The 20237-nt window shown below is 57.7% G+C and carries 23 protein-coding genes; 18 read left to right on the top strand and 5 right to left on the bottom strand.

Annotated features, from left to right (window positions below; translation table 11 throughout):
• Positions 1-78: 78 nt before the first annotated feature.
• Positions 79-1182, top strand: coding sequence for a high-affinity branched-chain amino acid transporter periplasmic binding component (locus tag KPHS_49770; RefSeq protein YP_005229277.1), 1104 nt, complete (start codon positions 79-81; stop codon positions 1180-1182).
• Positions 1183-1575: 393 nt separating this feature from the next.
• Here the strand turns inward: KPHS_49770 and KPHS_49760 are convergent, their stop codons facing one another.
• A complete protein-coding gene (locus KPHS_49760) occupies positions 1576-1959 on the bottom strand; it encodes a putative acyltransferase (RefSeq protein YP_005229276.1) in 384 nt (127 codons plus the stop codon).
• A 33-nt stretch (positions 1960-1992) separates the two neighbouring features.
• Here KPHS_49760 and KPHS_49750 point away from each other — a divergent pair, with 33 nt between their 5' ends.
• The gene (locus KPHS_49750) at positions 1993-2229 is read left to right on the top strand and encodes a hypothetical protein (protein YP_005229275.1); all 237 of its coding nucleotides are present in this window, start codon (positions 1993-1995) and stop codon (positions 2227-2229) included.
• Here KPHS_49750 and KPHS_49740 read toward each other — a convergent pair.
• Positions 2208-2351: a hypothetical protein gene (locus KPHS_49740; protein ID YP_005229274.1), complete on the bottom strand. Its 144-nt coding sequence runs from the start codon at positions 2349-2351 to the stop codon at positions 2208-2210. The genes KPHS_49750 and KPHS_49740 overlap by 22 nt on opposite strands.
• Before the next feature lie 31 nt (positions 2352-2382).
• Here KPHS_49740 and KPHS_49730 point away from each other — a divergent pair, with 31 nt between their 5' ends.
• From KPHS_49730 to KPHS_49620, 12 genes are all read left to right on the top strand, one after another.
• Positions 2383-3492 carry a high-affinity branched-chain amino acid ABC transporter substrate-binding protein gene (locus KPHS_49730; protein YP_005229273.1) on the top strand — a complete coding sequence of 370 codons (1110 nt, stop codon included), beginning with the start codon at positions 2383-2385 and terminating at the stop codon, positions 3490-3492.
• A gap of 61 nt (positions 3493-3553) precedes the next feature.
• Positions 3554-4480 carry a high-affinity branched-chain amino acid transporter membrane component gene (locus tag KPHS_49720; protein YP_005229272.1) on the top strand — a complete coding sequence of 309 codons (927 nt, stop codon included), beginning with the start codon at positions 3554-3556 and terminating at the stop codon, positions 4478-4480.
• Positions 4477-5754 carry a leucine/isoleucine/valine transporter permease subunit gene (locus KPHS_49710; RefSeq protein ID YP_005229271.1) on the top strand — a complete coding sequence of 426 codons (1278 nt, stop codon included), beginning with the start codon at positions 4477-4479 and terminating at the stop codon, positions 5752-5754. The genes KPHS_49720 and KPHS_49710 overlap by 4 nt, the downstream gene beginning before the upstream one ends.
• Positions 5751-6518 carry a leucine/isoleucine/valine transporter ATP-binding subunit gene (locus KPHS_49700; protein ID YP_005229270.1) on the top strand — a complete coding sequence of 256 codons (768 nt, stop codon included), beginning with the start codon at positions 5751-5753 and terminating at the stop codon, positions 6516-6518. Before KPHS_49710 ends, KPHS_49700 begins: the two co-directional genes overlap by 4 nt.
• A gap of 1 nt (position 6519) precedes the next feature.
• Complete coding sequence (locus KPHS_49690) at positions 6520-7233, top strand: branched-chain amino acid transport system ATP-binding protein (protein YP_005229269.1); 714 nt, start codon at positions 6520-6522, stop codon at positions 7231-7233.
• 163 nt (positions 7234-7396) lie between these two features.
• Positions 7397-7618: a type II toxin-antitoxin system Phd/YefM family antitoxin gene (locus KPHS_49680; RefSeq protein ID YP_005229268.1), complete on the top strand. Its 222-nt coding sequence runs from the start codon at positions 7397-7399 to the stop codon at positions 7616-7618.
• A complete protein-coding gene (locus tag KPHS_49670; protein ID YP_005229267.1) occupies positions 7615-7983 on the top strand; it encodes a death -on-curing protein of phage P1 in 369 nt (122 codons plus the stop codon). The genes KPHS_49680 and KPHS_49670 overlap by 4 nt, the downstream gene beginning before the upstream one ends.
• Positions 7984-8255: 272 nt before the next feature.
• Positions 8256-9572 carry a glycerol-3-phosphate transporter periplasmic binding protein gene (locus KPHS_49660; protein ID YP_005229266.1) on the top strand — a complete coding sequence of 439 codons (1317 nt, stop codon included), beginning with the start codon at positions 8256-8258 and terminating at the stop codon, positions 9570-9572.
• Between the two features lie 106 nt (positions 9573-9678).
• Positions 9679-10566: a glycerol-3-phosphate transporter permease gene (locus KPHS_49650; protein ID YP_005229265.1), complete on the top strand. Its 888-nt coding sequence runs from the start codon at positions 9679-9681 to the stop codon at positions 10564-10566.
• On the top strand, positions 10563-11408 hold the full coding sequence (locus KPHS_49640; RefSeq protein ID YP_005229264.1) for a sn-glycerol 3-phosphate transport membrane component: 846 nt from the start codon (positions 10563-10565) through the stop codon (positions 11406-11408). Before KPHS_49650 ends, KPHS_49640 begins: the two co-directional genes overlap by 4 nt.
• 1 nt (position 11409) lies before the next feature.
• Positions 11410-12480, top strand: coding sequence for a glycerol-3-phosphate transporter ATP-binding subunit (locus tag KPHS_49630; RefSeq protein YP_005229263.1), 1071 nt, complete (start codon positions 11410-11412; stop codon positions 12478-12480).
• Positions 12477-13217: a glycerophosphodiester phosphodiesterase gene (locus KPHS_49620; RefSeq protein ID YP_005229262.1), complete on the top strand. Its 741-nt coding sequence runs from the start codon at positions 12477-12479 to the stop codon at positions 13215-13217. The genes KPHS_49630 and KPHS_49620 overlap by 4 nt, the downstream gene beginning before the upstream one ends.
• A 23-nt stretch (positions 13218-13240) precedes the next feature.
• Here KPHS_49620 and KPHS_49610 read toward each other — a convergent pair whose 3' ends face one another.
• Positions 13241-13561, bottom strand: a complete 321-nt coding sequence (locus KPHS_49610; protein YP_005229261.1) for a DUF2756 family protein — start codon at positions 13559-13561, stop codon at positions 13241-13243.
• Between the two features lie 123 nt (positions 13562-13684).
• On the opposite strand from KPHS_49610, the gene KPHS_49600 reads away from it, so the two are divergent.
• Positions 13685-15430, top strand: coding sequence for a gamma-glutamyltranspeptidase (locus KPHS_49600; protein YP_005229260.1), 1746 nt, complete (start codon positions 13685-13687; stop codon positions 15428-15430).
• An 89-nt stretch (positions 15431-15519) separates the two neighbouring features.
• On the opposite strand, the gene KPHS_49590 is transcribed toward KPHS_49600, so the two are convergent.
• Positions 15520-15996, bottom strand: a complete 477-nt coding sequence (locus KPHS_49590) for a putative acyltransferase (RefSeq protein ID YP_005229259.1) — start codon at positions 15994-15996, stop codon at positions 15520-15522.
• Between the two features lie 246 nt (positions 15997-16242).
• Entirely contained in the window at positions 16243-16887 is a 645-nt protein-coding gene (locus tag KPHS_49580) for a polymer-forming cytoskeletal protein (protein YP_005229258.1), read from the bottom strand.
• A 264-nt stretch (positions 16888-17151) separates the two neighbouring features.
• Between KPHS_49580 and KPHS_49570 the strand changes: the two genes are divergently transcribed.
• The 3 genes from KPHS_49570 to KPHS_49550 all read left to right on the top strand — a co-directional run bounded on the left by KPHS_49570 (position 17152) and on the right by KPHS_49550 (position 20116).
• Positions 17152-18189, top strand: coding sequence for a putative dehydrogenase (locus KPHS_49570; protein YP_005229257.1), 1038 nt, complete (start codon positions 17152-17154; stop codon positions 18187-18189).
• A gap of 121 nt (positions 18190-18310) precedes the next feature.
• Positions 18311-19006 carry a pirin family protein gene (locus KPHS_49560; protein YP_005229256.1) on the top strand — a complete coding sequence of 232 codons (696 nt, stop codon included), beginning with the start codon at positions 18311-18313 and terminating at the stop codon, positions 19004-19006.
• Positions 19007-19120: 114 nt separating this feature from the next.
• On the top strand, positions 19121-20116 hold the full coding sequence (locus tag KPHS_49550) for a gluconate (gnt) operon regulator (protein ID YP_005229255.1): 996 nt from the start codon (positions 19121-19123) through the stop codon (positions 20114-20116).
• Positions 20117-20237 lie beyond the last annotated feature (121 nt).

Below are 20237 nucleotides of genomic sequence, written 5' to 3'. Positions count from 1 at the left end.
TATCGGTATAAACAAAATAATGCGCTAATAAACAACATCACAACAAATGCAAAAACCATAATAATGGGGAGCCTCAGGATGAATATGAAGGGTAAAGCGTTACTGGCAGGATGTATTGCCTTAGTTATGAGCAGCGCGGCGCTGGCGGAAGATATCAAAATCGCGGTAGTCGGGGCGATGTCCGGCCCGGTGGCCCAGTACGGCGACCAGGAGTTTACCGGCGCAGAGCAGGCGGTAGCGGATATCAACGCTAAGGGCGGCATCAAGGGCAATAAGCTGCAGATCGTCAAATATGATGACGCTTGCGACCCGAAACAGGCGGTAGCGGTAGCCAACAAAGTGGTCAACGACGGCATCAAATACGTCATTGGTCACCTGTGTTCCTCTTCCACTCAGCCGGCGTCTGATATCTATGAAGACGAAGGCATTCTGATGATTACCCCGGCAGCGACTGCTCCGGAGCTGACGGCGCGCGGCTATAAACTGATCCTGCGCACCACCGGTCTGGACTCCGATCAGGGGCCAACCGCGGCGAAATACATTCTCGACAAAGTGAAGCCGCAGCGTATCGCAGTGGTACATGACAAACAGCAGTACGGCGAAGGTTTGGCCCGTGCGGTGCAGGATGGCCTGAAAAAAGGCGGGGCGAACGTGGTCTTCTTCGACGGGATCACCGCCGGTGAGAAAGATTTCTCCACCCTGGTGGCGCGCCTGAAGAAAGAGAATATCGATTTCGTCTACTACGGCGGCTATCACCCGGAAATGGGCCAGATCCTGCGTCAGGCGCGCGCCGCCGGTCTGAAAACCCAGTTTATGGGCCCGGAAGGCGTAGCGAACGTCTCCCTGTCTAACATCGCCGGCGAGTCGGCGGAAGGCCTGCTGGTAACCAAGCCGAAGAACTACGACCAGGTGCCGGCGAACAAACCGATCGTGGATGCGATCAAGGCGAAGAAACAGGATCCGAGCGGCGCCTTCGTGTGGACCACCTACGCGGCGCTGCAGTCGCTGCAGGCAGGCCTGAATCAGTCTGACGATCCGGCGGAAATCGCTAAATACCTGAAAGGCGCGACAGTAGACACCGTGATGGGCCCGCTGTCGTGGGATCAGAAAGGCGACCTGAAAGGCTTTGAGTTCGGGGTCTTTACCTGGCATGCGAACGGTACGGCGACCGACGCCAAATAATTTAACCGGCGCCTTTCACGCTGCAAATGCGTTGTCTGCGGCCCTCAACCCCGGTCACTTACTGATGTAAGCTCCCGGGGATTTCGGGTCTTGACGCCTTTTTGCAACGCGAAATGCTGGGTTAAATGGGGGGCGCCTTTCCCACTGCAAATGCGTTGTCTGCGGCCCTCAACCCCGGTCACTTACTGATGTAAGCTCCCGGGGATTTCGGGTCTTGACGCCTTTTTACAACGCGAAATGCTGGGTTAAATGGGGGGCGCCTTTCCCACTGCAAATGCGTTGTCTGACCCCGGTCGCGCTGCGCTTACCGGGGCTAGAGTCGCCAGGTAGCCCGGCTAAGCGAAGCGCCGCCGGGTTCTTCCTTGGTCATGCTCCGCTTATTGGGGCTACGGCTTAATGCTTTTCCCAACCATTCTGCTGGGCGCTAAAGCCGAGCGCCTGCATAAAGGCCGCCATCACGCCGCGGTCCTCCACCCCGTGGTCGGCGACGCGCCAGCTATTGATCGCCGGGTTATCACGCAACGTCTCTTCCACTAAGTATTGCCCGACGCCGCGGCGGCGGGTCACTTCACGCACGCACAGATCGCTAAGCTCACCTTCGACGCCGCGCAGGGTAACGCGCACGGCGCCCAGCAGGCGCTCGTTAAAGCGGGCGGCGTAGAGACGATGGTTTTCATCAAGGGTCAGCGTCGACAGATCCTGCGACGGCCAGATTTTCCCCAGATCAATGCGATCCTGATCGCTGAAGTGCTGTAAACGGATAATGGTCAGTTTCATGGGCGGCAAATCCAGTGCAAAACAGAGGCGCCAGTGTACCCAAAATTGCTGTCTGGCGGAGCGCTGTTTTTTGCGCGTACATCAGGGGATTCGTTTTCCTGGCGTTGTCAGGGTAGCGCAATCCGTCATGGATCGAAAAATAAGCAGAATTTTAACCTAATGTGCAGCGTTTTATTCCGCCTTATGTATCGTTATTTTATGCTGCAGGATGGACTTTTTTTTGTTTATCTTCACCAAAATACAGAATATTATCTTTGCTTAATCGACTGAAAAATAGAGGTTTTAATCTGTTTTTTAGTGAAAAACTGCGCTAAACCATTAAACTCAATGGTAAAAATGGCGTTGTTTAATAAAAGCACAGAATGCTTTTTAACCATAAAAATACAAAACATTTACACCACATCACGAACGGGGTTCTGCAGCATGAAAAGGAACGCGAAAACCATCGTCGCGGGCATTGTCGCATTAGCGATGTCGCACGCGGCGATGGCCAAGGATATTAAGGTCGCCGTGGTCGGCGCGATGTCGGGGCCGGTGGCCCAGTGGGGCGACATGGAGTTCAATGGCGCGCGTCAGGCGATTAAAGACATCAACGCCAGCGGCGGCATTAAGGGCGACAAGCTGGTGGCCGTCGAATATGACGACGCCTGCGATCCGAAGCAAGCGGTCGCGGTGGCCAACAAAATCGTCAACGACGGCATTCAGTACGTTATCGGCCACCTGTGCTCCTCTTCCACTCAGCCGGCTTCCGACATCTATGAGGATGAAGGCATCCTGATGATCTCCCCCGGGGCGACCAATCCGGAGCTGACCCAGCGCGGATACCAGTACATCATGCGTACCGCCGGCCTCGACTCCTCGCAGGGGCCGACCGCGGCGAAATATATCGTCGAGAAAGTCAAACCGCAGCGTATCGCCATCATTCATGACAAGCAGCAGTACGGCGAAGGGCTGGCGCGTTCGGTGCAGGACAACCTGAAGAAAGCCGGGGCCAACATCGTCTTCTTCGATGGCATCACCGCGGGGGAAAAAGATTTCTCCGCCCTGCTGGCGCGCCTGAAGAAAGAGAACATCGACTTCGTCTACTACGGCGGCTACTACCCGGAAATGGGCCAGATGCTGCGCCAGGCGCGCTCCGTCGGGTTGAAAACCGTGTTTATGGGGCCGGAAGGGGTCGGCAACGCCTCGCTGTCCAATATCGCGGGCGCCGCGGCGGAAGGCATGCTGGTGACAATGCCAAAACGCTACGATCAGGACCCTGCCAACAGCGCCATCGTCAACGCGCTGAAAGCGGAGAAGAAAGATCCGAGCGGACCGTACGTCTGGATCACCTATGCCGCCGTTCAGTCGCTGGCGCAGGCGATGGACAGAACCGGCAGCCAGCAGCCGCTGGATTTAATCAAAGATTTGAAAGCGCACGGGGCGAAAACCGTGATTGGGCCGCTGACCTGGGATGAAAAAGGCGATCTGAAGGGATTTGAGTTTGGTGTCTTCCAGTGGCACGCCGACGGCTCTTCGAGCGCGGCGAAATAAGCGCTGAAGACGAGTTATCCCTCCGCCTGCGAACCGCGGGCGGTTTGAAAAAGGTTACCTTATGTCCGAGCAGTTTCTCTATTTTCTGCAGCAGATGTTTAACGGCGTCACGCTGGGCAGTACCTATGCGTTGATCGCCATCGGCTATACGATGGTGTACGGCATTATCGGCATGATCAACTTCGCCCACGGCGAGGTCTATATGATTGGCAGCTATGTCTCCTTCATGATCATCGCCGCGCTGATGATGATGGGCATTGACACTAGCTGGCTGCTGGTCGCCGCCGGATTCGTGGGCGCCATTGTGATTGCCAGCGCCTACGGCTGGAGCATTGAGCGCGTGGCCTATCGGCCGGTGCGTAACTCCAAGCGCCTGATTGCGCTGATCTCCGCCATCGGGATGTCTATCTTCCTGCAGAACTACGTCAGCCTGACCCAGGGCTCCCGCGACGTGGCGCTGCCGAGCTTGTTTAACGGCCAGTGGGTCGTCGGCCACAGCGACAGCTTCTCCGCGACAATCACCACCATGCAACTGGTGATCTGGGTGGTGACCTTTATCGCCATGCTGGCCCTGACGCTGTTTATTCGCTACTCGCGGATGGGGCGCGCCTGCCGCGCCTGCGCGGAAGATCTGAAAATGGCCAGCCTGCTCGGGATTAACACCGACCGCGTCATTGCCCTGACCTTTGTCATCGGCGCAGCGATGGCGGCGGTGGCCGGCGTGCTGCTGGGGCAGTTCTACGGCGTGATTAACCCCTACATCGGCTTTATGGCCGGGATGAAGGCGTTCACCGCCGCCGTGCTCGGCGGGATCGGCAGTATCCCTGGCGCGATGATCGGCGGCCTGATCCTGGGTATTGCCGAGGCGCTCTCTTCCGCCTATCTCAGCACCGAATATAAGGACGTCGTTTCCTTCGCGCTGCTGATTCTGGTGCTGTTAGTGATGCCGACCGGCATTCTGGGCCGCCCGGAGGTGGAAAAAGTATGAAACCGATGCGAATTGCAATGGCGCTGCTCTCTGCCGTGATGTTCTTCATTCTGGCGGGCGTCTTTATGGGCGTGCAGCTGGAGCTGAACGGCACCAAACTGGTGGTCGATACCGCCGCCGATATTCGCTGGCAGTGGATCTTCATCGGTACCGCGGTGGTCTTTTTCTTCCAGCTGCTGCGGCCGCTGTTCCAGAAAGCGGTTAAGAACGTCTCCGGGCCGAAGTTTATTATGCCGGCGATTGACGGGTCGACGGTGAAGCAGAAGCTGTTCCTGATCGCCCTGCTGGTGATTGCCGTGGCCTGGCCGTTTATGGTGTCGCGCGGCACGGTGGATATCGCCACCCTGACGATGATCTATATCATCCTCGGCCTCGGGTTGAACGTGGTGGTCGGCCTTTCCGGCCTGCTGGTGCTGGGCTACGGTGGGTTCTATGCCATCGGCGCGTATACCTTTGCGCTGCTGAACCACTATTACGGTCTTGGCTTCTGGACCTGTCTCCCGCTGGCCGGCCTGGTCTCCGCGGCGGCCGGTTTCCTGCTGGGCTTCCCGGTGCTGCGTTTGCGCGGCGACTACCTGGCGATTGTGACCTTAGGCTTCGGCGAGATCGTGCGCATTCTGCTGCTCAACAATACCGAGATCACCGGCGGGCCGAACGGCATCAGCCAGATCCCGAAACCGACCTTCTTTGGCCTCGAATTTAGCCGCAGCGCCCGCGAAGGCGGCTGGGATACCTTCAGCAACTTCTTCGGCGTCAAATACGATCCCTCCGACCGGGTGATTTTCCTCTACCTGGTGGCGTTGCTGCTGGTAGTGCTCAGCCTGTTCGTCATCAACCGCCTGCTGCGAATGCCGCTGGGCCGGGCGTGGGAAGCGCTGCGTGAAGATGAGATCGCCTGTCGTTCGCTGGGCCTGAGCCCGACGCGCATCAAGCTGACCGCCTTTACCATCAGCGCCGCGTTTGCTGGCTTCGCCGGCACGCTGTTCGCCGCGCGCCAGGGCTTCGTCAGCCCGGAATCCTTTACCTTCGCCGAGTCAGCCTTTGTGCTGGCGATCGTCGTGCTGGGCGGGATGGGCTCGCAGTTCGCGGTGATCCTCGCGGCTATTCTGCTGGTGGTCTCGCGCGAGTTGATGCGTGACTTCAACGAATACAGCATGTTAATGCTCGGCGGCCTGATGGTGCTGATGATGATCTGGCGTCCGCAGGGGCTTCTGCCAATGACGCGCGTGCAGTTGAAGCTGAAAAACGGTCAGGCGAAAGGAGAGCAGGCATGAGTCAGCCATTATTATCCGTTAGCGGCCTGATGATGCGTTTCGGCGGTCTGCTGGCCGTCAACAATGTGTCGCTGGAGCTCAGAGAGCGCGAGATCGTCTCGCTGATCGGCCCCAACGGCGCCGGGAAGACCACCGTCTTTAACTGCCTGACCGGTTTTTACAAGCCCACCGGCGGCACTATTCTGCTGCGCGACCAGCACCTGGAAGGGCTGCCGGGTCAGCAGATTGCGCGGATGGGCGTGGTGCGGACCTTCCAGCACGTGCGCTTGTTCCGCGAAATGACGGTGATTGAAAACCTGCTGGTGGCGCAGCATCAGCAGCTGAAAACCGGGCTCTTCTCCGGCCTGCTGAAAACGCCGGCCTTCCGTCGGGCGCAGAGCGAAGCGCTGGACAGGGCCGCCACCTGGCTGGAGCGTATCGGCCTGCTGGAGCATGCCAACCGTCAGGCCAGCAACCTGGCCTACGGCGACCAGCGTCGGCTGGAGATTGCCCGCTGCATGGTGACCCAGCCGGAAATTCTGATGCTCGATGAACCGGCGGCGGGGCTGAACCCGAAAGAGACCAAAGAGCTGGACGAGCTTATCGCCGAGCTGCGTAACCATCACAACACCACCATCCTGCTTATCGAACACGATATGAAGCTGGTGATGGGCATTTCCGATCGCATCTACGTCGTGAACCAGGGAACACCGCTGGCCAACGGGACGCCGGAAGAGATTCGTAATAACCCGGACGTGATCCGCGCATACCTTGGTGAGGCATAAGATGGAAAACGCGATGTTAACTTTTGACAACGTCAGCGCCCACTACGGCAAGATTCAGGCGCTGCACAACGTCAGCCTGCATATCAAACAGGGCGAGATCGTCACGCTTATCGGCGCCAACGGCGCGGGGAAAACCACCCTCCTCGGCACGCTGTGCGGCGACCCGCGCGCCTCCAGCGGGCGCATTGTCTTTGACGGTAAGGATATTACCGACTGGCAAACCGCGAAGATCATGCGCGAGGCGGTGGCGATCGTTCCGGAAGGGCGGCGCGTCTTTTCGCGTATGACGGTGGAAGAGAACCTGGCGATGGGCGGTTTTTTTGCCGACCGCGATCAGTTCCAGACCCGCATCAAATGGGTGTATGAGCTGTTCCCGCGTCTGCATGAACGCCGTATTCAGCGCGCCGGCACCATGTCCGGCGGCGAGCAGCAGATGCTGGCGATCGGTCGCGCCCTGATGAGCCAACCGCGCCTGCTGCTGCTGGATGAACCGTCGCTGGGGCTGGCGCCGATTATCATTCAGCAGATTTTCGACACCATCGAGCAGCTGCGCGAGCAGGGAATGACGATCTTCCTGGTTGAGCAGAACGCCAACCAGGCGCTGAAGCTGGCCGACCGCGGCTATGTGCTGGAGAACGGCCACGTGGTGCTGGAGGACACCGGCGACGCGCTGTTGGCCAACGAGGCGGTGCGCAGCGCCTATCTTGGCGGTTAATTCATCGCAACCCGGCGTCGTTCATTTCGCCGGTTTGTAGCCCGGGCGAGGCGCTTGCGCCGACCCCGGGAGCCGATCGCACGAATACATTTAAAAGAGCCTGTTGGCTCTTTTTTTGTACATATATGTTGTACAATAAAAGAGTACAGCTTTGGAGGTTTTTATGAGAACGGTTAACTATAGCGAAGCCCGGCAAAATCTGGCCGATGTGCTGGAAAGCGCAGTGACAGGTGTACCTGTGACCATTACCCGTCGTGGGCATAAATCTGCAGTCATCATTAGTGCAGAAGAGTTTGAACGCTACCAGACGGCCAGAATGGATGATGAGTTCGCGGCTATCATGGCGGTTCATGGTGATGAGATCAGGGAGCTTGCGGATAAATGACGCTGCAGATTATCTCAGCGGAAGAGATAATACAGTTTCACGACAGGCTGCTCCGCGTCACGCCTGGCGTTGCCGGTATGCCCGATCCAGGGCGTGCCGAAGCGATAATGTATAGGGTGCTAAACAAAATTGAATATGAAGGTGTGACAGACGTGTGGCGACTCGCTGCGATGCATCTGCTGGCGATTTCTCGCGGTCATATATTTAATGATGGTAATAAGCGTACGGCACTGTTTATCACTCTGCTTTTTTTAAAGCGAAATGGAATTATATTGCCGGCGAATCCAGACTTCGTCGGCATGACCGTCGAGGCGGCAGCAGGGCAACTTACCCTGGAACAGATTGTCGCGCGCTTGCGCGGATGACGGTTAACTCGTTGCAACCCGGCGGCTTCGCCGGTTTGTAGCCCGGGCGAGGCGCTTGCGCCGACCCCGGGAGCCGACCGCACGAATATTATCCGTGTCTCAGCTCCCACTTTACTTCCCCCGTCCTTTCATCGGCTTGTCATCTCTCTGACCCGTTACTATCTTTTTTTTGTAATAAAAAAGTTATTTTTCTGTAATTCGAACATGTCATGTTACCCCGCGAGCATAAAACGCGTGAAATCGCGCATCCGGCACAACAAGAGAGATAACCGATGATATCGTTACGACATACAGCTTTAGGACTGGCGCTGAGCCTGGCTTTTGCCGGTCAGGCCCTGGCGGTTACCACCATCCCGTTCTGGCACTCAATGGAAGGCGAGCTGGGTAAAGAAGTGGATTCTCTGGCGCAACGCTTTAACGCGGCCAATCCTGATTACAAAATCGTTCCGGTATACAAAGGCAACTACGAGCAGAGCCTGAGCGCCGGTATTGCCGCCTTCCGTACCGGCAACGCGCCGGCTATCCTGCAGGTGTATGAAGTCGGCACCGCCACCATGATGGCGTCAAAAGCCATTAAGCCGGTCTACCAGGTGTTTAGCGAGGCGGGCATCAAGTTTGATGAATCGCAGTTCGTACCGACGGTGGCCGGGTATTACACCGATTCGAAAACCGGCCATCTGCTCTCCCAGCCGTTTAACAGCTCTACCCCGGTGCTCTACTACAACAAAGACGCCTTCAAAAAAGCCGGCTTAGATCCGGATCAGCCGCCGAAGACCTGGCAGGATCTGGCGGCCTACACCGCGAAGCTGAAAGCCGCCGGGATGAAGTGCGGCTACGCCAGCGGCTGGCAGGGCTGGATCCAGATTGAAAACTTCAGCGCCTGGCACGGTCTGCCGGTGGCCACGAAGAATAACGGCTTCGACGGTACCGACGCGGTTCTTGAGTTCAACAAGCCGGAGCAGGTGAAGCATATCGCGCTGCTCGAAGAGATGAACAAGAAGGGCGATTTCAGCTACTTCGGGCGTAAAGACGAGTCTACCGAAAAGTTCTATAACGGCGACTGCGCCATTACCACTGCCTCGTCCGGATCGCTGGCCGATATCCGCCAGTACGCCAAATTTAACTACGGCGTCGGCATGATGCCTTACGATGCCGACGTGAAAGGCGCGCCGCAGAACGCCATCATCGGCGGGGCCAGCCTGTGGGTGATGCAGGGCAAAGACAAAGAGACCTACACCGGCGTGGCGAAGTTCCTCGACTTCCTGACCAAACCGGAAAACGCCGCCGAGTGGCACCAGAAAACCGGCTACCTGCCGATCACTACCGCGGCCTACGATCTGACGCGTCAGCAGGGCTTCTATGATAAGAACCCGGGCGCCGATATCGCTACCCGCCAGATGCTGAACAAGCCGCCGTTGCCGTTCACCAAAGGTCTGCGCCTGGGCAACATGCCGCAAATCCGCACCATCGTCGATGAAGAGCTGGAGAGCGTGTGGACCGGCAAGAAAACCCCGCAGCAGGCGCTGGATTCCGCCGTGCAGCGCGGGAACCAGCTGCTGCGTCGCTTCGAGCAAGCGACCAAATCGTAATCTGTAACTTGCCCGGTGGCGCTGCGCTTACCGGGCCTACGATGTGCCCTATGTAGGCCGGGTAAGGCGTAGCCGCCACCCGGCATTGTTCAGGAACCCAATCTCAATGTCATCATCCCGTCCGGTATTCCGCTCGCGCTGGCTGCCCTATGTGCTGGTCGCGCCGCAGCTGATTATCACGTTGATTTTCTTTATCTGGCCCGCAGGCGAAGCGCTGTGGTACTCGCTGCAGAGCGTCGATCCCTTTGGCCTTTCCAGCCAGTTCGTCGGCCTGGATAACTTTGTTGCGCTGTTCCACGATCCGTACTACCTGGACTCGTTCTGGACCACCATAAAATTCAGCGCCCTGGTGACCGTCAGCGGCCTGCTCATTTCACTGTTTTTCGCCGCGCTGGTCGACTATGTGGTGCGCGGCAGCCGCTTTTATCAAACGCTGATGCTGCTGCCGTACGCCGTGGCCCCCGCCGTCGCGGCGGTGCTGTGGATCTTCCTCTTTAACCCCGGGCGCGGGCTGATCACCCATTTCCTCGGCGAGCTGGGCTACGACTGGAACCATGCGCAGAACAGCGGCCAGGCGATGTTTCTGGTGGTCTTCGCCTCGGTGTGGAAACAGATAAGCTACAACTTCCTGTTCTTTTTCGCCGCGCTGCAGTCGATTCCGCGTTCGCTGGTTGAGGCCGCCGCCATCGACGGCGCCGGGCCGATTCGTCGCTTCTTTAAGCTGGCGCTGCCGCTGATTGCGCCGGTGAGTTTCTTCCTGCTGGTGGTCAACCTGGTTTATGCCTTCTTCGACACCTTCCCGGTGATCGATGCCGCCACCGCCGGCGGCCCGGTGCAGGCGACCACCACTCTGATCTACAAAATCTATCGCGAAGGTTTCGCCGGGCTCGATCTATCCGCTTCCGCCGCGCAGTCGGTGGTGCTGATGTTCCTCGTCATTATCCTGACGGTGGTGCAGTTCCGTTACGTTGAAAGTAAGGTGCGTTACCAATGATTGAGAACCGTCGCGGGCTGACGATTTTCAGCCACACCATGCTGATCCTGGGTATCGCCGTCATTTTATTCCCGCTGTACGTCGCCTTCGTGGCGGCGACGCTGGATAACAAATCGGTATTTGAAACGCCGATGACGCTGATCCCCGGTGGCCATCTGCTGGAGAACATGAAGACCATTTGGATGAACGGCGTCGGCGTCAACAGCGCGCCGTTCTGGCTGATGATGCTCAACAGCTTCATCATGGCGTTCGCCATTACGGTCGGCAAAATCGTGGTGTCGATGCTTTCGGCGTTCGCTATCGTCTGGTTCCGCTTTCCGCTGCGTAACCTGTTCTTCTGGATGATCTTTATCACCCTGATGCTGCCGGTCGAGGTGCGTATTTTCCCGACGGTGGAGGTGATCGCCAACCTCAACATGCTCGACAGCTATGCCGGGTTAACGCTGCCGTTGATGGCTTCGGCCACCGCTACCTTCCTGTTCCGCCAGTTCTTTATGACCCTGCCGGACGAGCTGATTGAAGCGGCGCGTATCGATGGCGCTTCGCCGATGCGCTTCTTTCGCGACATCGTGCTGCCGCTGTCGAAAACCAACCTCGCCGCGCTGTTCGTCATCACCTTTATCTACGGCTGGAACCAGTATCTATGGCCGTTGCTGATTATTCAGGATGTGAATCTTGGCACCGCCGTCGCCGGTATTAAAGGCATGATCGCCACCGGCGAAGGTACTACCCAGTGGAATCAGGTGATGGCGGCGATGCTGCTGACCCTGATCCCGCCGGTCGTCATCGTTTTAGCCATGCAGCGCGCGTTTGTGCGCGGCCTGGTCGATAGTGAGAAATAAAATGGCTGGTTTAAAACTACAGGCAGTAAGCAAAAGCTGGGATGGCAAAACCCAGGTAATTCAACCGCTGACGCTGGACGTGGCGGACGGAGAATTTATCGTCATGGTCGGCCCGTCGGGCTGCGGGAAATCAACGCTGCTGCGGATGGTCGCGGGACTGGAACGGGTGACCAGCGGCGATATCTGGATCGATCGTAAACGGGTGACCGAGATGGAGCCGAAGGATCGCGGCATCGCGATGGTGTTCCAGAACTATGCCCTTTATCCGCATATGAGCGTGGAAGAGAACATGGCGTGGGGGCTGAAGATTCGCGGCATGGGTAAGGGATTGATCGCCGAGCGGGTGCAGGAGGCGGCGCGCATTCTTGAGCTGGATGGTCTGCTCAAGCGCCGCCCGCGGGAACTGTCCGGCGGCCAGCGCCAGCGCGTGGCGATGGGCCGCGCCATCGTGCGTGATCCGGCGGTATTCCTGTTCGACGAACCGTTGTCAAACCTCGACGCCAAGCTGCGCGTGCAGATGCGTCTGGAACTGCAGCAGCTGCATCGCCGCCTGAAAACCACCTCGCTGTACGTCACCCATGACCAGGTGGAGGCGATGACCCTCGCCCAGCGGGTGATGGTGATGAACAAAGGCGTTGCCGAGCAGATCGGCACCCCGGTGGAAGTGTATGAGAAGCCAGCCAGCCGCTTTGTGGCGAGCTTTATCGGCAGCCCGGCCATGAACCTGCTGGAAGGGCGCATCAGCGATGACGGCGGTCGCTTTGAGCTGGCGGGCGGCATGCAGCTGCCGACGAATCATGAGCACCGGCGCCACGCTGGGCGTAAAATGACGCTCGGTATCCGTCCGGAGCATTTTATCTTAAGCTCGCAGGCGCAAGGTGGTATTCCGCTGCTGATGGACACCCTGGAAATTTTAGGTGCCGATAACCTCGCTCACGGGCGCTGGGGCGAACAGAAGCTGGTGGTCAGACTGCCGCATCAGCAGCGCCCGGCGGCAGGCAGCACGCTATGGCTGCATCTGCCTTTGGAACATCTGCACCTCTTTGATGGTGAAACAGGAAAACGCGCATGAGTAACTGGCCTTATCCCCGCATCGTCGCCCATCGCGGCGGCGGTAAACTGGCGCCGGAGAACACCCTGGCGGCTATCGACGTCGGCGCCCGCTACGGGCACACGATGATTGAATTTGACGCCAAGCTGTCGAAGGACGGGCAGATCTTTCTGCTGCATGACGATAATCTCGAACGCACCAGCAATGGCTGGGGCGTAGCGGGCGAGCTGGCGTGGGACGATCTGCTGAAGGTCGATGCCGGTAGCTGGTTCAGCCGTGAATTTAAGGGCGAGCCGCTGCCGCTGCTCTCCCAGGTGGCGGAGCGCTGCCGTCGTCACGACATGATGGCGAATATCGAAATTAAGCCGACCACCGGGCTGGGGCCGCAGACCGGGAAAGTGGTGGCGCTGGCCGCGCGCGATCTATGGCAAGGCATGACCGCGCCGCTGCTCTCCTCTTTTGAAATCGACGCCCTGGAGGCGGCGCAGGAAGCCGCGCCCGAGCTGCCGCGCGGGCTGCTGCTGGATGAGTGGCGCGATGACTGGCGCGAATTGACCACCCGGTTGGGCTGCGTGTCGATTCACCTCAATCACAAACTGCTGGATGCGGCGCGGGTGGCGAGCCTGAAACAGGCCGGCCTGCACATTCTGGTGTACACGGTCAATAAACCCCAGCGCGCCGCCGAACTGCTGCGCTGGGGCGTAGACTGCATCTGCACCGATGCCATTGATGTCATCGGGCCGAATTTCCAGCCTTAAGACGGATTTGCGGCGGACGACCTTTACGGATTAGTCTGCCGCAGCATCCCACCGTTGTTATTTGGCCGCACCTGCTGCGGCGCATTCAGATTGCCGCCCTGGGCCGCACGCTGCTGATTAGTCTGCAGCTGGTTTTGCAAATGCTGCTGCTGCGAGCGGGTCTGATTGTTCAGATCCTGCTTCAGCATGCTTTGCTGCTGCTGTTGCTGCACCTTCATCTCATTTTGCATGCGCTGCTGGCTGGGGACCACGTAACCCGGCTGGTTAGGGTTGTTATTAATATTGATCGGCTGGGCTAATACGCCAAGCGGCATCAGCACCGCCAGAAACAGAATCGCTTTCATGGTTTTCTCCTCCCGTGCGTGGGATCACTTAAGTGTACCTCGAATCTGCCATAACAATGATTTTTTAGGAGTTATCAACCAGGCTTAAGCGGGGAATGAAACCTACCTTTCAGGAGTAAGACAATGATAAAAACAACAATATGGCGTCAGGTGGTCATCGCTGCGTTGCTGGCGGGGGGCAGCTTTACCGTCGCCGCCAATCCGCCACCGCCGCCGCCGGTCTCTTATGGCGTCGAGGAAGATGTGTTCCACCCGGTACGCGCCCGGCAGGGGATGGTGGCCTCGGTGGACGCGCTGGCGACCCGCGTCGGCGTGGATATCCTGCGCCAGGGCGGTAACGCTGTCGATGCGGCGGTAGCGGTAGGCTACGCGCTGGCGGTCACCCATCCGCAGGCCGGGAATATTGGCGGCGGCGGTTTTATGATGCTGCGGACTAAAGACGGCAAGACCACGGCGATCGATTTCCGCGAAATGGCGCCAGAGCAGGCCACCCGCGACATGTTCCTTGACGACCAGGGCAACCCGGACAGTAAAAAATCACTGACTTCGCATCTGGCCTCCGGCACGCCAGGCAGCGTCGCCGGTTTCTCCCTCGCGCTGGAAAAGTATGGCACCATGCCGTTGAACAAAGTGATCCGTCCGGCGATTAAGCTGGCGGAAGAGGGGTTTATCGTTAACGATGCGCTGGCGGACGATCTGAAGACCTACGGCAGCGAAGTGATCCCGCAGCATGAAAATAGTAAAGCGATCTTCTGGAAGAACGGCGAGCCGCTGAAAAAGGGCGATCGGCTGGTGCAGAAGAACCTCGGTAAGAGCCTGGAGCTGATTGCCGAGCACGGCCCGGACGCCTTCTATAAAGGGGCCATCGCCGACCAGATCGCTGACGAGATGAAAAAGCACGGCGGGCTAATCACCAAAGCCGATCTCGCCGGCTATAAGGCTGTGGAGCGTACGCCGGTTAGCGGCGAGTATCGCGGGTATGAGGTTTACTCTATGCCGCCGCCGTCCTCCGGCGGGATCCATATCGTGCAGATCCTCAATATCCTCGAAAACTTCGATATGCAGAAATATGGTTTTGGCAGCGCCGACGCCATGCAGGTGATGGCGGAGGCGGAGAAACATGCCTATGCCGACCGTTCCGAATATCTCGGCGATCCTGACTTCGTCAACGTGCCGTGGCAGGCGCTGACCAGCAAGGCTTACGCCAAAGCGATCGCCGCCGAGATTGATGTCAACAAGGCGAAGCCTTCCAGCCAGATCCGTCCGGGCAAGCTGGCGCCCTATGAAAGCAACCAGACCACCCACTTCTCGGTGGTCGATAAAGACGGCAATGCGGTGGCGGTGACCTATACACTGAATACGACCTTCGGTACCGGCATTGTGGCCGGTGATTCCGGCATTCTGCTCAATAACCAGATGGATGATTTCTCGGCGAAGCCCGGCGTGCCTAACGTCTATGGTCTGGTGGGCGGCGACGCCAATGCGGTGGAGCCGAAAAAACGCCCGCTGTCGTCAATGTCGCCGACCATTGTGGTGAAAGATGGCAAAACCTGGCTGGTGACCGGCAGCCCGGGCGGCAGTCGGATCATCACCACCGTACTGCAGATGGTGGTCAATACCATCGATTTCGGGATGAACGTCGCGGAAGCCACCAACGCGCCGCGTTTCCACCATCAATGGCTGCCGGATGAGCTGCGGGTGGAGAAAGGCTTTAGCCCGGATACCCTCAAGCTGCTGGAGGCGAAGGGGCAGAAAGTGGCGCTGAAAGAGGCGATGGGCAGTACCCAGAGCATCATGGTGGGGCCGGACGGCATGCTGTATGGCACCTCCGATCCGCGTTCGCCGGATGATTTAACGGCGGGGTATTGATGTGTTGCCCGGTGGCGCTGCTGCGCTTACCGGGCCTACAACGGTGCGAACGCAGGCCGGGTAAGGCGAAGCCGCCACCCGGCAACACGCTACTTCATTCTCGCCATATAATACGCATCCACATACTCACCGTTGCGCAGCGCGTAACGCCTGCCGGTGCCTTCGATCTCAAAGCCGTACTTCTTATACACCGCAATCGCCGGGGCATTATCGGCGAACACCGTCAGCTCAATACGCTCGACGCGCAGCCAGTTGTCGCACAGGTCGATCATCTCGCGCATCAGCGCGCTGCCGATGCCGCAACCCTGATGGCCGGCGGCAACCGCCATGCCAAAGGTTGCGACGTGGCTGCGCCGAGGGCGCGGCTCAACATGGAGAGACAGATGTCCGGCGACCTGCTCGTCCAGTGTCGCCACCAGATGAAAGGTATGGGGTCTGGGCTGTAGCTTCTCCTGCCAGGCTTCCATCGATGGATAGGGGATCTGTAGCGTGTCATGATAGACCTCCGGGTGCGCCATCAGCATATGTAAAGGTTCAGCATCGCGCGGTTCGGCATGGCGTATCACTATGTCACTCATTCCCTTATCCTCTTTTTGGTTACTGATTCCCCTTCACAATCTCTGACGGCGGCCGGGGAGTCAATGTTGTTTTTTGCAAAAAAGTAGACAAGTGCGAATGAGAATGATTATTATTGTCCTGCATTCAGGGAGACCCTTGCGGAAAGCCTGAAAGCACGACATTGCTCACATTGCTTCCAGTATTACTTTAGCCAGCCGGGTGCTGGCTTTTTTTTTGCTGCTATCTCAGGCGCTCTACGGCCTGACGGGCTCCGCGTCGGTTTTGGAGGGTGCGTCTGCTACCAGACCGAGAATATGACTTTTGTTCTCCGCGGCGGCCAGCATTTCAGCGCGACCGCTAAAAACGCCGCCTTTCTTGATCGCCAGCGCGCGATAGGCGAGAGTACCCTCCAGATGGCCGTGCTCCTCGATGGTGATGCTGTCGCCATGACACTGGCCCTGCACCTTGCCGTCAATTATTAGCTCCCGGCAGCTGACGTTGCCCTCCACCTGGCCTTCACGCATTACCTTAATCAAATGCTCTTTGGCCTCAATGTTGCCGGTGACCTGACCGTGGATATAGACATGGCCGCTGGCGACTATATTGCCGACGAAATGCACCCCGCTGGCGATGACCGTAGTCTCGTGTTTTTTGCTGGCGACCGCTTCGGGTTCTGGGTTAATTGCCGGAGGCGTGGCTGCTTCTGATATCTGAGGTTCCGTTTTATTTTTCTTAATAAACATCGCGTTAATCTTGTTCCGTTGGCTATGGAGGAGGAAAGCGATAAGCGCGCAGGCGGCCGCCAGGCGCGCCAGCGCGCTTGCATCGACAGACCAGGCGATCAGCGCGAGAAGCCAGAAAAAAAGGGCGCCGTTTATGGCGAGATACTGTTTGTCCATCAGCAGCGGCTGGCTACTCCGTTAGTCATCAGCAACCTCCTGGTTTGCTCTCCACTTATCCGCAGTTTTGCCATGGCGATCAAGGTTTTTTGCCGAAAACTGTTGATCTAATCACTTATTAATCAATAAGTTATTAATAATTACGTATGAGTGATACTCGAACTATTTTCCTAACGAATCTTCACTGCAAGCGAACAGAGAGGATGAAGTGAGGGACCGGCTTGCGCTATGGTTGAAGGTAGCTCATTAACTAAGGACAGCGTTATGACTCTGCACTGCGCATTTATTGGCTTTGGTAAAAGCACCACCCGCTATCACCTTCCTTACGTTTTGCACCGCAAAGACCGCTGGCAGGTAGCGCACATTTACCGCCGCCGGGCGAAGCCCGAGGAGCAGGCGCCGCAGTATTCCCATATTCATTTCACCAGCGACCTTGATGAAGTATTAAACGATCCACTGGTCAAGCTGGTGGTGGTCTGCACTCACGCCGACAGCCATTTTGAATATGCGAAAAAGGCGCTGGAGGCAGGAAAAAACGTGCTGGTGGAAAAGCCGTTCACCCCGACGCTGGAGGAAGCAAAAACTCTGTTTGCCCTGGCGAACAGCAAAGGTCTGACGGTGACGCCCTATCAGAACCGCCGTTTCGACTCCTGCTTCCTGACCACCAAAAAGGTGATTGAGAGCGGGAAACTCGGCGAACTGGTGGAGATCGAAAGTCATTTTGATAACTACCGCCCACTGGCGGAGACCAACCCCGGCGGTCCGCAAAACGGCGAGTTCTATGGCCTTGGCGTGCATACCCTGGATCAGATCATTTCGCTGTTCGGCCGCCCGGACCATGTCTCTTACGATCTGCGCTCGCTGCGCAATAAAGCCAACCCGGATGACACCTTTGAAGCCCAGCTGTTCTACGGCGATATGAAGGCCATCGTTAAGACCAGCCATCTGGTGCAGATCGATTACCCGAAATTTATCGTTCACGGGCACAAAGGTTCGTTTGTGAAGTACGGCATTGACCAGCAGGAGACCAGCCTGAAGGCCAATATCATGCCGGGCGAGCCGGGATTTGGCGCGGACGACAGCGTTGGCGAGCTGGTGTATGTCAACGAGGCAGGGGAGATGGTGCGCGAAGCGGTGCCGCTGGAGAGCGGCGATTATGGTCGGGTGTACGACGCGCTGTACGACACCCTCGTCAACGGCCAGCCGAATTACGTCAAGGAAACTGACGTTCTCACCAATATGGAGATCCTGCAGCGCGGCTTTGAGCAGCCTTCACCGGCCACCATTACCCTTACCCGATAAGTCAAATTGGCTCCTCTGCGCTTGTTCATATTTTTTGAACAGAGGAGTCAATTTTCACCCTCTATGATCGCCGGCGAAATGGGTCCACACTGACTCCATCGACAACATACGGGGGTGCAACATGATCTATTTACGCAAAGCGAACGAACGTGGCCACGCTAACCATGGCTGGCTGGATTCCTGGCATACTTTCTCTTTCGCCAACTATTATGACCCGAACTTTATGGGCTTCTCCGCCCTGCGGGTGATTAACGACGACGTCATCGACGCCGGTCAGGGCTTCGGTACCCACCCGCACAAAGACATGGAGATCCTGACCTATGTGCTGGAAGGGGCGGTGGAGCACCAGGACAGCATGGGCAACAAAGAGCAGGTGCCGGCGGGCGAGTTCCAGATCATGAGCGCGGGTACCGGGGTGCGCCACTCTGAGTACAACCCGAGCAAAACCGATCGTCTGCGTCTGTATCAGATCTGGATTATTCCGGAAGAAACCGGCATTACCCCGCGCTACGAGCAGCGCCGCTTCGACGCCGCCCAGGGCAAACAGCTGGTGCTGTCGCCGGATGCGCGAGATGGCTCGCTGAAGGTGTACCAGGATATGGAACTCTATCGCTGGGCGCTGCTGAAAGATGAGCAGTCGGTTCACCAGATTGCCGCGGAACGCCGCGTGTGGATCCAGGTGGTCAAAGGCGAAGTGACCATCAACGGTACTAAAGCCACCACCAGCGACGGTTTGGCCATCTGGGACGAGCAGGCGATTTCGGTTCATGCCGACAGCGATAGCGAGATCCTGCTGTTCGATCTGCCGCCGGTTTGATAGTTATCTGAGCCAGGTTAAATAAATTGCGCAGCCTTCCCTCATGTTAGGGAAGGTTGCGCTTTGTCCGTGATAAACTGAGAAAATGTTTCCCCGTTGATCACAGTCAGGACGATGAAAAAGAAAAGACCCGTACTTCAGGATGTAGCCGATCTTGTCGGCGTGACCAAAATGACGGTCAGTCGCTATTTACGCAACCCGGAGCAGGTCTCCGAAGCGCTGCGTGGCAAGATTGCCGTTGCCCTCGATGAACTGGGTTATATTCCCAATCGCGCCCCTGACATTCTTTCCAACGCCACCAGCCGCGCCATCGGCGTGCTGCTGCCGTCGTTAACCAATCAGGTCTTTTCGGAAGTACTGCGCGGTATCGAAAGCGTCACCGACGCCTTCGGCTATCAAACCATGCTGGCGCACTACGGCTATAAGCCGGAAATGGAAGAGAAACGCCTCGAATCGATGCTCTCCTGGAACATTGACGGCCTGATCCTCACCGAACGCACCCATACGCCGCGCACCCTGAAGATGATCGAAGTCGCCGGCATTCCGGTGGTGGAGCTGATGGACAGCCGGTCGCCGTGTCTCGATATTGCCGTCGGGTTTGATAACTTTGAAGCCGCCCGGCAGATGACCGCGGCGATCATCGCCCGTGGCCACCGCCATGTCGCCTATCTGGGGGCGCGTCTTGATGAACGTACTATCATCAAACAGAAGGGGTACGAGCAGGCGATGCTTGACGCCGGGATGACGCCCTACAGCGTGATGGTGGAGCAATCCTCGTCCTATTCTTCGGGGATTGAGCTGATGCGCCAGGCGCGCCGCGAATATCCACAGCTCGACGGCATTTTCTGCACCAACGATGACCTCGCGGTCGGCGCGGCGTTCGAGTGCCAGCGTCTGGGGCTGAAGATCCCCGATGATATGGCGATCGCCGGGTTCCACGGCCATGATATCGGCCAGGTGATGGAGCCGCGGCTGGCCAGCGTCCTGACCCCGCGCGAGCGAATGGGGCGCATCGGCGCCGAACGGCTGCTGGCGCGCATTCGTGGTGAAGCGATTACCCCTAAGATGTTAGATTTAGGTTTCACATTGTCACCGGGCGGATCAATTTAAACTGACAAGTTTGAAGTAGATCACACATATTCACATCTGGCACGAATGGATATTGCTTCTCCACAGGTCCGGCATGACAATGTTACCGATAACAGTTACCCGTAACAATTAACCGATACGC

The organism is Klebsiella pneumoniae subsp. pneumoniae HS11286 (assembly GCF_000240185.1).
GTDB classification, from domain to species: Bacteria; Pseudomonadota; Gammaproteobacteria; order Enterobacterales; family Enterobacteriaceae; genus Klebsiella; species Klebsiella pneumoniae.
Note: the sequence above shows the minus strand (reverse complement) of the source record. Positions and strands in the feature narration are given on the sequence as shown.

Bases quoted from the DNA above. Each gene is read 5' to 3' on its own strand.
- KPHS_49670 (YP_005229267.1), top strand. From the start codon at position 7,615: ATGACGCTGCAGATTATCTCAGCGGAAGAGATAATACAGTTTCACGAC.
- KPHS_49620 (YP_005229262.1), top strand. From the start codon at position 12,477: ATGAGTAACTGGCCTTATCCCCGCATCGTCGCCCATCGCGGCGGCGGT.
- KPHS_49610 (YP_005229261.1), bottom strand. From the start codon at position 13,561: ATGAAAGCGATTCTGTTTCTGGCGGTGCTGATGCCGCTTGGCGTATTA.
- KPHS_49550 (YP_005229255.1), top strand. From the start codon at position 19,121: ATGAAAAAGAAAAGACCCGTACTTCAGGATGTAGCCGATCTTGTCGGC.
- KPHS_49680 (YP_005229268.1), top strand. From the start codon at position 7,397: ATGAGAACGGTTAACTATAGCGAAGCCCGGCAAAATCTGGCCGATGTG.
- KPHS_49640 (YP_005229264.1), top strand. From the start codon at position 10,563: ATGATTGAGAACCGTCGCGGGCTGACGATTTTCAGCCACACCATGCTG.
- KPHS_49760 (YP_005229276.1), bottom strand. From the start codon at position 1,959: ATGAAACTGACCATTATCCGTTTACAGCACTTCAGCGATCAGGATCGC.
- KPHS_49560 (YP_005229256.1), top strand. From the start codon at position 18,311: ATGATCTATTTACGCAAAGCGAACGAACGTGGCCACGCTAACCATGGC.
- KPHS_49580 (YP_005229258.1), bottom strand. From the start codon at position 16,887: ATGGACAAACAGTATCTCGCCATAAACGGCGCCCTTTTTTTCTGGCTT.
- KPHS_49700 (YP_005229270.1), top strand. From the start codon at position 5,751: ATGAGTCAGCCATTATTATCCGTTAGCGGCCTGATGATGCGTTTCGGC.
- KPHS_49570 (YP_005229257.1), top strand. From the start codon at position 17,152: ATGACTCTGCACTGCGCATTTATTGGCTTTGGTAAAAGCACCACCCGC.
- KPHS_49660 (YP_005229266.1), top strand. From the start codon at position 8,256: ATGATATCGTTACGACATACAGCTTTAGGACTGGCGCTGAGCCTGGCT.
- KPHS_49740 (YP_005229274.1), bottom strand. From the start codon at position 2,351: ATGTTTTGTATTTTTATGGTTAAAAAGCATTCTGTGCTTTTATTAAAC.
- KPHS_49730 (YP_005229273.1), top strand. From the start codon at position 2,383: ATGAAAAGGAACGCGAAAACCATCGTCGCGGGCATTGTCGCATTAGCG.
- KPHS_49630 (YP_005229263.1), top strand. From the start codon at position 11,410: ATGGCTGGTTTAAAACTACAGGCAGTAAGCAAAAGCTGGGATGGCAAA.
- KPHS_49710 (YP_005229271.1), top strand. From the start codon at position 4,477: ATGAAACCGATGCGAATTGCAATGGCGCTGCTCTCTGCCGTGATGTTC.
- KPHS_49690 (YP_005229269.1), top strand. From the start codon at position 6,520: ATGGAAAACGCGATGTTAACTTTTGACAACGTCAGCGCCCACTACGGC.
- KPHS_49650 (YP_005229265.1), top strand. From the start codon at position 9,679: ATGTCATCATCCCGTCCGGTATTCCGCTCGCGCTGGCTGCCCTATGTG.
- KPHS_49770 (YP_005229277.1), top strand. From the start codon at position 79: ATGAATATGAAGGGTAAAGCGTTACTGGCAGGATGTATTGCCTTAGTT.
- KPHS_49600 (YP_005229260.1), top strand. From the start codon at position 13,685: ATGATAAAAACAACAATATGGCGTCAGGTGGTCATCGCTGCGTTGCTG.
- KPHS_49720 (YP_005229272.1), top strand. From the start codon at position 3,554: ATGTCCGAGCAGTTTCTCTATTTTCTGCAGCAGATGTTTAACGGCGTC.